This window comes from Tunturibacter empetritectus (assembly GCF_040358985.1).
Lineage (GTDB): Bacteria > Acidobacteriota > Terriglobia > Terriglobales > Acidobacteriaceae > Edaphobacter > Edaphobacter empetritectus.
On the sequence record NZ_CP132932.1, the window covers coordinates 597,055 to 608,664 of the forward strand.

The 11,610-nt window shown below is 58.3% G+C and carries 7 protein-coding genes and 1 tRNA gene; 4 read left to right on the forward strand and 4 right to left on the reverse strand.

The window, feature by feature from the left end; genetic code table 11:
• Nucleotides 1–59: 59 nt before the first annotated feature.
• On the reverse strand, nt 60–3,239 hold the full coding sequence (locus tag RBB75_RS02360; RefSeq protein ID WP_353069396.1) for a TonB-dependent receptor: 3,180 nt from the start codon (nt 3,237–3,239) through the stop codon (nt 60–62).
• Nucleotides 3,240–3,760: 521 nt separating this feature from the next.
• Between RBB75_RS02360 and RBB75_RS02365 the strand changes: the two genes are divergently transcribed.
• Entirely contained in the window at nt 3,761–4,018 is a 258-nt protein-coding gene (locus tag RBB75_RS02365; RefSeq protein WP_353069397.1) for a hypothetical protein, read from the forward strand.
• On the opposite strand, the gene RBB75_RS02370 is transcribed toward RBB75_RS02365, so the two are convergent.
• Nucleotides 3,994–4,974: a 3'-5' exoribonuclease YhaM family protein gene (locus RBB75_RS02370; protein ID WP_353069398.1), complete on the reverse strand. Its 981-nt coding sequence runs from the start codon at nt 4,972–4,974 to the stop codon at nt 3,994–3,996. The two genes, RBB75_RS02365 and RBB75_RS02370, sit on opposite strands and share 25 nt — an antisense overlap.
• A 78-nt stretch (nt 4,975–5,052) precedes the next feature.
• Entirely contained in the window at nt 5,053–7,014 is a 1,962-nt protein-coding gene (locus RBB75_RS02375) for a peptidylprolyl isomerase (RefSeq protein WP_353069400.1), read from the reverse strand.
• A gap of 276 nt (nt 7,015–7,290) precedes the next feature.
• Between RBB75_RS02375 and RBB75_RS02380 the strand changes: the two genes are divergently transcribed.
• Nucleotides 7,291–8,904, forward strand: coding sequence for a S41 family peptidase (locus RBB75_RS02380; RefSeq protein WP_179639181.1), 1,614 nt, complete (start codon nt 7,291–7,293; stop codon nt 8,902–8,904).
• 72 nt (nt 8,905–8,976) lie between these two features.
• On the opposite strand, the gene RBB75_RS02385 is transcribed toward RBB75_RS02380, so the two are convergent.
• Nucleotides 8,977–9,051: transfer RNA gene (locus RBB75_RS02385), tRNA-Gly, on the reverse strand.
• Nucleotides 9,052–9,222: 171 nt separating this feature from the next.
• Between RBB75_RS02385 and dinB the strand changes: the two genes are divergently transcribed.
• Complete coding sequence (gene dinB / locus RBB75_RS02390; protein ID WP_353069401.1) at nt 9,223–10,281, forward strand: DNA polymerase IV; 1,059 nt, start codon at nt 9,223–9,225, stop codon at nt 10,279–10,281.
• A 289-nt stretch (nt 10,282–10,570) separates the two neighbouring features.
• Nucleotides 10,571–11,599, forward strand: coding sequence for a cytochrome c oxidase subunit II (gene coxB / locus RBB75_RS02395; protein WP_179639183.1), 1,029 nt, complete (start codon nt 10,571–10,573; stop codon nt 11,597–11,599).
• Nucleotides 11,600–11,610 lie beyond the last annotated feature (11 nt).

The window sequence follows — 11,610 nt, forward strand, 5'->3', positions numbered from 1 at the left end:
TGGGGAGCGACGCAAAACGCCTACTCCTCAAACCACCGTAATCATGCCCTACAGCGACGTTAGAACGAGAACCTCCCGCCGAACTCCCCTGTAAACGATCGCGGGATCACCGTGCTGCTCGGATTGATGAACCCCTTTGGCGTCAGGAAACTTGACCCGTCCGATACGATGCCATCGTAGTTGTTGCCATAGTTGGCGCGATTCGTAAGGTTGAATCCCTGGAAGAACAGCGCCACATTGTAGCGATCCTTGATCGAGATCGTCTTGCTGAACCGCGCATCCAGCTGTGCGAACGTCTGGCCGTGATTCGAGTCATACGAGACCTCGCGGCACCGGCCCGACACCAGGCAGCTCTTGTAGAAGCTCGCCAGCGTTGTAGCCCCGGTCGGATCCGCCGCCACCGCCGCCTTCGCAGTATTCAGATAGTCGGCATAAGCCTGCGTACTCTCCTTAGCTCCACTTAAGACCAGCGCATGCGGGTTGCTGCGACCGCTGCCTACCCCCCACAGATCGCTGCTCGACTCGACGATGTCCAGTGGCCGCGCGGAGCCCACCGACAAGATCGGCGAGATCTCGATCCGCCAAGGCAACGCGATCGTTCCAGCCGCCGTAATGTGGTGCCGCTCGTCGTTAGGCGCCGTCCCATAGTCCGGCTTCCGGAACTCCCCAAGAAACGGATTCGTCGCCGAGTTGCGGAACGCCGCAGGATTACCCTCAAACGCCAGCGCCTTCGCATACGTATAGTTCACAATCGCGCTGAAGTGACGATTCAACGACTGCCGATAGCTCAGATTCAGCCCATCGTAGTACGAGCGCCCCAGCGACTTCTCCGCGCCGAACCGGCCAAGCACCGGAACCCCAGCCGCCTTGAACGCTGCGGCGAACGGACGAATCCCGCCGTTGAAGTACTCCGTCGGATTGATGTTCACCGTCTTGTCTTCGTGGATGCCGCGCGACTGGTTGTACTCCACCTCAAACACCGAGTGTGTTGTCAACGCATACTGAATCCCCAGGTTGATCTGCTGCGTGTAAGGATTGCGGAAGCCCGGATCCATCAGGCGTCCCGTCGATCCCGTCGCAAGATTGAAGCTCGCAGGTGGAATCACCGGCGCCGGATCGACGCCATACCGGTACTGGCTCAACGGAATGTTTGTCCCCGGAACAAAGTTGGCCGCGCCGCAGCTCGTATCCGTTGGACCGGCGCAGGCGATCGAATACGTATTCGCAAACACCGCGCTGTTCGCCTGCTGAATCATGAACAGAGGAATATTCTCGAACGTCTGGCCAAAATACAGCCCATATCCTCCGCGAAGCACAAACCGCCCGTCGCCCCAGACATCGTACGAGAATCCAATGCGTGGGCTGATGTCCAGATTGTCGTTCTTGGGCAGGCCCGTGTAGTTTCCGCCAAGGAAATCCAACGTGGGCGTGTAGCCGACACCCACGAGGCTCACAGGTGGGGTCGTCGGAAGCGTTGGCACCGTCGTCGCAGCCGCAGCCACCAGCTCCTGGTGCGTGCGGCTGTTCGCTTGCTTGTCCAATCCGTACGTATCGATATCGCGATCGTAGCGGATGCCAAGATTCAGAAACAGCCGTGACGTCGCCCGCCAGTCATCCTCGAAGTAGAGACCAAGCATCTTCGGAGAAAGATTGAAGCTCGGATCGCCCGAGGTGCCCGTCGAAGCCTGAATCGCACCGGGTGAAGAGAATCCGTTCGGATACTTGCTCGGGTCCAGAAGGTTCGCCGCAGAATCGAAGAAGTCGAACTCCGGAGTCGGATTATTCTCGAAGAATCCGCCAACCTGCGGCTCATACAGGAAGTCGAATCCCATCTTCAAAGTATGTTTGCCAACCGTCTGCGAAAAATCATCGCGGAACTGGAACTTGTGCTGGCTCGACTTCTGCGGAACGTTGATGTTCGTCCCAAAGCTCGTCCCGTCGGGAAACAGAAAGTACGGCGTCCGGGTCGTTGAATCGATCAGGTTATTCCAGTACTGGAATCCCACCGTAAAGTTGTTAATCGACTTCGATGACAGAATCGAGGTCAGCGTCGCATTGGCAATAATCAGATCGTTGATCGTGAAGTTGCCTTCGGTCATATCCACCTGTCCGGTCGACTGATCGTTGTTGCTCTTGTTGTCCTGCGCCGTGTAGCTGACGTAAAACTTCTCCCGGTCGCTGAAGTAGTGGTCCAGCCGGCCGTTATACCTCTTCTCATCGAAGGGAGTCGCAATCGTATGGATCGGCTTTGCACCCAACGGCTCCGCAAGCACCAGTTCGTTATACGAAAGGTCGGTCACTGCCAGGCTCGAACGCTCCCGCAATCCTTCATACGCAAAAAATCCGAAGTCCTTGTCCTTGCGGATCGGACCGTCGATCGCCCCGCCATACTGCTGACGGCTGTAGTCCGGCTTCGGCTGCCCGGCCTGTTCGCTGATCGCATTGTTGGTCTGAATCGCCTGGCTCCGGAAGAAGCCATACAGCGCACCATGAAACTGGTTGGTCCCCGACTTGGTCACCACGTTCACCGCAGCACCTTCGCTGCGCCCGTTCTCAGCAGAGAACCGGCTCGTGCTGATGTTGAACTCCTGCACCGCCTCGAGCGGTAGCTGCATCACCGCACCGCCCACCGTGTTGTCCTTGTTATCCACGCCGTTGACCGTCGTGTTCGTATTACGGCCGCTCGAACCGTTCACCGCATACACCGCATACCGGTTCTTCGTTGGATCGTAGCTGTCCACCTGCTTCACGCCCGGCGCCAGAATCGCAAGGTTCGCAAAGTCGCGTCCGTTCAACGGCAGATTGTTGATCTCCTGCGGAGTCACAGCCGTCGAGCTGTCCGTCTTCTCCGCATTCACCAGCTGGTTTCCGGTCGAGACCTCGATCGAGGTCGACACCTGCCCGGCTATCAGCGGGAAATTCGCATTCAGCGTCGTCCCTACAATCAGCTCAAGATTCGCAGCCTGACCGGAGCTGAAGCCCTGCGCCTCTACCTTCACCGTATAGGTCCCGACCGGCAGCAGGTCGAACCTATACTCCCCGGCACGATTCGTGGTGACCGTACGCTGAGAGTTCGTCCCCTTGTTCGTCGCGGTAACCGTGGCGCCCGCCACAGCGGCTCCCGTCGCATCCGTGACCGCTCCGACGATGTTCCCGGTGCTGGTCGCCTGACCGAAGACCGCTGCGGTCGCGAACATCATGACTAGAAAAACAACGAGGCGTTGATATCTGATATGCATATTCCTCCGGATAAAGAAAAGCAGACCGCCAGCTCGAATAAGCCACAGTCGATAAAAACGTTCTTCTGAGGCCCGTGGACCCAAAAGATGACAGATGTAGGTAATGCTGCCGATGTTACCCCAGACTAAGTCGGCGTGCAAACAAAAAAGCCTGCGGATCGTCTATTGCTGAATCGGCGTGGAGTCGCTTTCGCTTTTTTTGTTTGGCGTGGAGTCACTTTCGCTTTTTTGTTTGGCGCGCAGTCGCTTTCGCTTTTTTTGTTTGTCATTCCCGAAGGGAATCTGCGTTTGCAGTCTCTACACCCAGGCAAATCGCCACAGCAGGATTGCTCATGAGCCAATCCGCCAGGATCGCTTAGACAGCCACCTTCCAAAGAAAATCAAAAATCTCTTTTAGCCTTACCCTCATCGTCCGGCCGTTCCCCAATCAAAGGGCAGGCAGGAACCGCGGCGGTGGCATGAGCGGACCTGTACCGCGATCCACTGCCCTGTCGCCCCGCCGAACCTTGCATGCAGGCAAGATGGCAGGTGCCATCCGACCGTCAGCCAGCCGGGTCAAAAATAAACTTCAAAACCGTGGCGTATTTTTAGCAGCCGGAAAAGTGACGGCGAAACACCACGCTCTCACCACCAACCCACCACAACCACACCATGCTTTACCAGCGAAAAAACACCATAAAACCGTAAAACCCCCAGCAAAAACGCCACTCTACCGCGCCAATATTTTTTCTCGCTCCAAACCCCAAAAACTCGCCTACTCGTCCTTCAAATATCCCTGAGTATTCAGCAGAGGCCGATCCATACTCCTCACCCAGTCGGTCACCTCGCCGCTGCTCTTCCCACTCGCCACCGCCGCCGCAAACTCATTCCGCATCGCCTGCATCTTCGCCTCAAGGTCATCCAACGCACTCAAAAGAATAGCCTCCGGCGTCATCGGCAGCTTCGGCGAACCAAACTCATACTTCCCATGATGGCTCAGAATCATATGCTCCACCAGCACCCGCAGCTTCTCCGGAAACGGCGCCAGTTGCTGCACCTTCTCCCGCAACATCCCCTGCGCAATGCTGATATGCCCAATCATCTGCCCTTCCAGCGTATAGCTGAAGCTCGAACCCCAGGAAAGCTCGCGAATCTTACCAATATCATGCAAAATCGCCCCCGTAACCAGCAGATCCGCATCCACCTCCGGATAAAACGGAGCCGTCCCCAGACACACCCGCACCAGCGTCAGCACATGTTCCAGCAACCCGCCAAGCCACGCATGATGCAGCCGCTTCGCCGCAGGAGCCGCCTTGAACGCAGGGCCTATCTGCTCATCATCAAGAAACGCAAACACCAGTCGTTGCAACTCTAAATTCCTGAAAGCAGAGACATACCCCCGTAGCTCCCCCCACATCTGCTCCACATCGAACTTCGTCGAAGGCTGAAAGTCCTTCGGATCGACCTCCGACTCCGCCGCCAGCCGCAGCTTCTTCAACGTGATCTGGAACTTCCCCTGATACCTGGAGATATCCCCCTGCACCTTCACATAGCAGCCTTCGTCACAGGTCGCAACCGCCTCTGTCACGTCATCCCACATACGCGCTTCAAGCGATCCCGTCTTATCGCTCACCATCAACGCAAGATACTGTCCCCCCTGCTTCTTGTCTCTCACCTGCATCGACGTCAAAACAAAGTAAGTCGTGACTGTCGCGTTATCGAACCGCGCCGCATCTTCAACAAAAAAGTCTTTCATCTCAAACAGAATACCGCGCACCGACCCAAACAGAAGCGCGAGAGCCGAAGCCCTCGCGCTGTAAGGAAAACCGCACGTCTACTGCGGAGGAGGAATCGGGATTGGCGACCCCGGCGTAGCCGGTGGCTGCCCCCCATCCGGAGGATTACTGGCAGGAGGCGCAGTCGCCGGAGGCAGTGTCGTCTTATCGCTCGCCTTCGGTGCAGGAGTTCCCGTTCCATGAACTCCTTCCAACGGAGTTCCTCGGTCAGGAGCCTTCGACGGCGTCTCCTCCAGCGGAGCCTTCGGAGTAGGAGCCTGATTTTGCAGCCGCTCCTTCTTCGCTCCCTTCACCTTCTTCTTTTTCTTCTTCTTGGCCGTGTCCCCGTTCAGTCCCAGCGGTGCCGCCTGGGTCTGCTGGGTCGCCTTCTCTTCCGCACTCGCGGGAGCAGGCGCAGCAGCCGCCTTCTCCTTCACCTTCTTTACCTTCGCCGTCTTCTTCGCTACAGCATCAACCTTTGCGCGATCACTGAAACGTGTCTTTCCAGCGACAGGCGTTGTCGCTGCAAGGGGATTCGCTCCCGTATCCGAGCTCGACTCCTGCGCCACCGTCTCCAGCGGTGCAATCGCCGTTCCAGGAGCTGCCGCCTGCGCAGAGGCAGACGAAGCCGAAGCCGCACCAGCGCCTACATCGCTCCCCGAAGCCGTCTCCTCAGGCCCTGCCGGCAAAGAGTTCCGCGGAGCCTGTCCAAACCGAACCTTCTCCCGCTTCACCTTCTTCGGCTTTGCAGGCTTTCCGTTCTTCGTCGTGGTCGTAGTCGGAGTTGCCACCGCGGCAACCGGCTTAGCCACGGGCGCCGTAGTCGTCTTCGCAGCCGTAGAGAACTTCGTGCCCCGATCAAATCTCTTCTTCTGCTGAGCCGTCTTCTTCTTCACGACCGGCGGAGCATACGCCGTAAATACCGGCTTGGTCTGCTTCGCGCTCGCGCCCGAGTCCACATATCCGGCGCGAATATCGATATAAGCCTCTTCCCGCAGCTTCGTCAGGTACGCGCGCAGCGCAGGCTGCATCTGCTCCGAGTACATCGCCTCCTGAATCTGCTGTTCAACGTCCTTAATAGGTGGCACCCCGGGAGCCACATGGTCGGTGACCTTCAAGATCACAAACCCCTGCCGCGTCCGGATCGGCGCCGTCCACTCCCCCGCCTTCAGGCTGAAGGTCTGATCCTCCAGCACCTTCGCCAGCGCCCCACGCTTGTAAAGTCCCAGATCCCCGCCCTTATCGGCGGTCGGCCCGCCAGAGTTCGCCTTCGCCAACTCCTCGAAGTTCCCACCGTCCTTCAGCTTTGCTTCAATACCGTCTGCTTTCGCCTTTGCCTGGGCAACCGCGGCATCATCGGCGTCGGCAGCCGAAGGAATCAGGATCTCGCTCAGCTTGATCTGCTCCGGCTGAACAAACTCCTGCTTATGCGCGTCGTAGTAAGCCTGTTCCTGGCCCTGCGTAATCTGCAGACGCCGGCCCACCTCATCCCGCACCACCTGCTGGGTAATCACGCTATCGCGAATCCCAGCCTTGAAGTCCTCAAAAGACACGCCTTGCTGCCGCGCCGCCTTCTCGAGGTCCTCCATCGTGTCCATGTGATTCTGCTTGCGAATCTCGTCCAGCCGACGAATTACATCCGCGTCCGCGTTGATCCCCAGCTCCTTACCTCGTGAGAGCAGCAACTGCTTATCGATCATGTCGCGCAGCAGGTTCTTCTGCCTGTCAGTAACGTCGGCAGCACTTGCCCCGCTCTGTCGGGCCTCTTCCGCAAGCTGTTGTTCTGCTCGCTCCACATCGCTCCGGCTGATGATCTGGTCGTTTACATGCACGACCACATCCTCCACAACGGTCCCATTCGGCGTAATCGGCTGAGTCACTGGTAGCGTCAACACTGGTTGCGGCGCGTTCGGAACGCTCAAAGGGCTCTGGTACCGCGGCGCTTGTGCCTGCACCACTCCCGGCAGTGTCAGCAAACCTAGCCCGCACACCACCGCAAACTGCGAAATTCTCAAGGTCATCGTCACTCGTATCTTTATCAACATCCCAACATCAAAATCCCAGCCACTGCCCGGGTCCGAACCCTTATCGCCCAACACGTCCGCCCTGTTTTTTAGACTCAACCCAGGATTGGACGGTATCCGTACTCAATTCTAACTGCCGCGCCCCGAACAAGCGAATCCCTCCTTCGGCGCAGCTCCGGCTCACCCCCGGATGCTATACTCCGTCCAAGATAGGACGTCTGTCCCAGCGCATCTTTAAGCGCCGTCTCCACCCTTTTGAGGTCACCCAAGCCCATGGCTCCCCGCACCCGCCGCGCACTCTTCTCCGCTACCGTCTTTCTGGCCACCTGCGCCGTCATCGGCTCCTTCATCAACCAGAAGGTCGCCGCCCAGTCCGCCAGCGATGAGTCCACCCTGCGCGACTCACTCCACTCCTTCACCAACGTCTACTCCCTGGTCGAGCAGAACTACGCCGAGCCCCTCAACACCGACAAGACCGACAAGGCCATCTACGACGGCGCGATTCCAGGCATGCTCCACGTCCTCGATCCCCACTCAAACTTCTACGACCCCAAAGCCTTCGCCCAGATGCGCGAAGACCAGCACGGCAAATACTACGGCGTCGGCATGACTATTCAGCCGCAGCCCACCCCAAGCGGCAAGACCAAGATCGTCGTTCTCTATCCCTTCGAAGGAACTCCCTCCTATAAAGCCGGCATCCGTCCCGGCGACGAGATCCTCACCGTCGACGGCAAATCCACTGAAGGCATGGACTCCACTGCAGTCGCCACCATGCTCAAAGGAGCACGCGGCACCCACGTCTCCGTCACCATGGTTCGCGAAGGCGCAGCCCGGCCTCTCGTCTTCGATCTCGTCCGCGACGAAATCCCCCGCCCCTCGGTTGATCTGGCCTTCCTGCTCAGCCCCGGCGTCGGCTACATCCACGTCTCCAGCTTCATCGAAACCACCAGCCACGAAGTCGGCGACGCACTCGACAAGTTCGGCGACATTCACGGCCTCGTCCTCGACCTGCGCGGTAACCCCGGCGGCCTGCTCAACGAAGCCGTCAACATGTCCGACAAGTTCCTGCAAAAGGGACAGATCGTAGTCTCCCAGCGCGGACGCGCATTCCCGGATCAGGTCTATCGCGCAACCCGCGGCGAAGAAGGTCCTAAGTTCCCCATCGTCGTTCTGGTCAACCGCAACACCGCCTCAGCCGCTGAGATCGTCTCCGGCGCCCTACAGGATCACGACCGCGCCCTCATCGTCGGCGAAACCACCTTCGGCAAGGGCCTTGTGCAGACGGTCTTTCAGATCACCGAGAACACCGGCCTCGCCCTCACCACCTATCACTACTACACGCCCTCGGGCCGCCTCATCCAGCGCAACTACGACCATGTCTCCCTCTACGACTACTACTACGTCCGCGACGACGCTGACAAAACGAAGGACAAGAGCAACCTCGAGGTCAAACTCACCGACTCCGGACGTACCGTCTACGGCGGCGGCGGAATCACTCCTGACGAGAAGATCGACAACCAGAAGTTGAACCACTTCCAGGATAGCCTCCTCATCCACTACGCCTTCTTCAACTTCAGCAAGCACTATCTCGCCAGCCACACCGTCACCAAAGACTTCACGGTCGACGATGCAGTCCTTCAACAGTTCAAGGCCTTCCTCAAGGACAATCAGGTTGACTACACCGACTCCGACATCGCCGGCGTCAGCGACTGGGTCAAGGAGAGCATCAAGAGCGAGCTCTTCACCTCGCAGTTCGGTCAACTCGAAGGTCTCAAAGTCCGCGCCGAGTGGGACCCCCAGATCGCCAAGGCAGTCACCTTCCTACCCGAAGCCCAGACCCTCGAAGATCACTCCAAGCTGGCCCAGAAGAACACCGCCAGCCGCTGAACCGTAACTCATCGACGATAGAAAAAGGCGTTCAAGCACAAGCTTGAACGCCTTTTCCATGCTTCAAAGTAATGGAGCGGGAGACCGGGATCGAACCGGCGACATTCAGCTTGGGAAGCTGACGTTCTGCCACTGAACTACTCCCGCAACGACTCCAATTATACGCAAAAGATTCAAGCAAAACTTGAGGGTTTCCCTGCTTCACTCAATCGCACCCATCAGGCACAAAGATCCGCACGCTTCGCGCACACATCAAAAGATGGCTGCCGACATCTCACTCTTCATTCTCAACCCCGAGGCCTATCATGGAGCTGAATCATGATCCGCAAGATCGTTCACGTAGATATGGACGCGTTCTATGCCTCGGTCGAGCAACGTGATGATCCGGCGCTGCGCGGAAGACCCGTCGTCGTCGCCTGGCGTGGCAAGCGATCCGTGGTCTGTGCAGCCTCCTACGAGGCCCGACGCTTCGGTGTCCACTCCGCAATGCCGGCCATTCATGCCGAACGGCTGTGTCCAGAGGCGATCTTCGTGCCGCCCGACTTCACTCGCTATCGTGCCGTATCCCGTGCCGTGCAAGAGATCTTCCAGCGCCACACCGATCTGATCGAGCCTCTCTCCCTCGACGAGGCTTATCTCGACGTCACCGAGAACAAGACCGGCCTGCCCACCGCAACGCGGGTAGCCATCACCATCCGGCAGCAGATTCACGACGAGCTCCACCTCACAGCATCCGCTGGCGTGGCGCAGAATAAATTCCTCGCCAAGATCGCCTCCGACTGGCGCAAACCAAACGGTCTCTTCGTCATTCAACCCGAGGAGGTTCAAACCTTCCTCCCTCCCCTCCCCGTAGTGCGCATTCCCGGCGTCGGCAAGGTCACCGAAACCCGCCTGAAGCAGATCGGCGTCCTCACCATCGCTGACCTGCTGGCCCTGGAATCAAGCGCCCTCGAAGCACAGTTCGGCCGCTACGGAGTACGCCTCCACGAGCTGGCCCGGGGGATCGACCACAGCAAGGTCATCCCGGACAGGCCAACCAAATCCATCTCTGCCGAAGACACCTTCGAGCGCGACATCCCCCTGTCTGAAACCGAGGAGCTCATCCGTCGTCTCGCAGAAAAAGTCTGGACCGCCTCCCGCAAAGAAGGTCGCATAGCGCGAACCGTGGTTCTAAAACTAAAGACAAGCGACTTCAGCATCCTCACCCGCAGCCACACCCCTCCCCTCCCTCCAGAATCCTGCGAGGAGCTCACCGCTATCGCTCTCTTCCTCCGAGGGCGTATAACTCTGGAACCTGCTCAACGCTTCCGTTTGGTGGGGGTCGGCCTGAGTAACTTTCGCGACGCCGAAAGCCCGCAGTCCCCTCTGTTCGACTAGATCCACATCAAACCCGCGCAACATGATCGCGAACAGCAGTGAGATAATCTCCAAAAATCTCTCTTTACAAAGCTGCCGCCATTTGAATCTCACTTCCATCTAACGCGGGTGAATGTCATAAACGAAACAAAATGTTTCGCAAGTTCAATCAACCGTGCTGGATTGGTTTAACATCGTTTTCAGACCCTTGGCTTTAGTGATGCTCCTTCAACCTGTTGCGTAGCGAGGTCATACCGTCTTGTCTCCTTTCACCGGACATTCGCCGACAGATACCTCTCAAAACAGAATCATGCCCGCATGGATCTTGCGGGGAGCAGCGTTCAGCCTGTCTTTAGTTGCCGGTACGGCCTTCGCGCAAACCCCCACCAATGTCTTCGACCCCGCAGGCACTCCGGCACGCTCCACCTTCGGCCTGTCGATGCTGGTCCTCTCTATCACGCTGGTTATATTTCTCATCGTTGCCGGCCTCTTGCTCTATGCGCTGATCCGCTTCCGCCACCGCCCGACGGACTCCAATCGCGAGCCCGCCCAGATCTACGGCAGCAACCAGATCGAGCTCTCCTGGACCGTCATTCCGATCCTGATCGTCGTTACGCTCTTCCTCACCACCACGCGCGTGATCCTCGGAACCCAGGCAATTCCCAAGCCCGCAAGCGCCATGGATGTAACCGTCATCGGCCATCAGTTTTGGTGGGAGTATCGCTATCCCAAATCCGGCGTTGTCACCGCCAACGAGCTCCACGTTCCCATCAGCGATCCCGCATCGCCTACCCCAACCTATCTCACCATGTCCTCCGCCGACGTCTCCCACAGCTTCTGGGTGCCTCGCCTCGCCGGCAAGATGGACCTAATCCCAAATCGCGTCAACACCATGTGGATCGACCCTGAAGCAACAGGCCTCTATCTCGGCCAGTGCGCCCAATACTGCGGCACCCAGCATGCCAAGATGCTCCTCCGCGTCTACGCGCAGTCCCCGCAGGAATTCGCCGCGTGGATCGAGCAGCAGAACAAACCCGCGCAACAAGAATTCCCCGGCAACCCCGCCGCGACCGAAGGCCAGGCCGTCTTCATGAAGAACGCCTGCATCAACTGCCACACCGTCAAAGGAACCGTCGCCACCGGTCGCTTCGGCCCCGATCTGACCCATCTCGCCAGCCGCGACACCATCGCCTCCGGCCCGATTCAAAACACGCCCGAGAATCTGAAGAAGTGGGTCGAGGATCCAAACACCATGAAGCCCGGCTCGCTGATGCCGGCGATGCACCTGAACGATCATGATCTCGACGTCATCACCGCTTATCTCTCTCAGCTTCACTAACCCTTTACCGG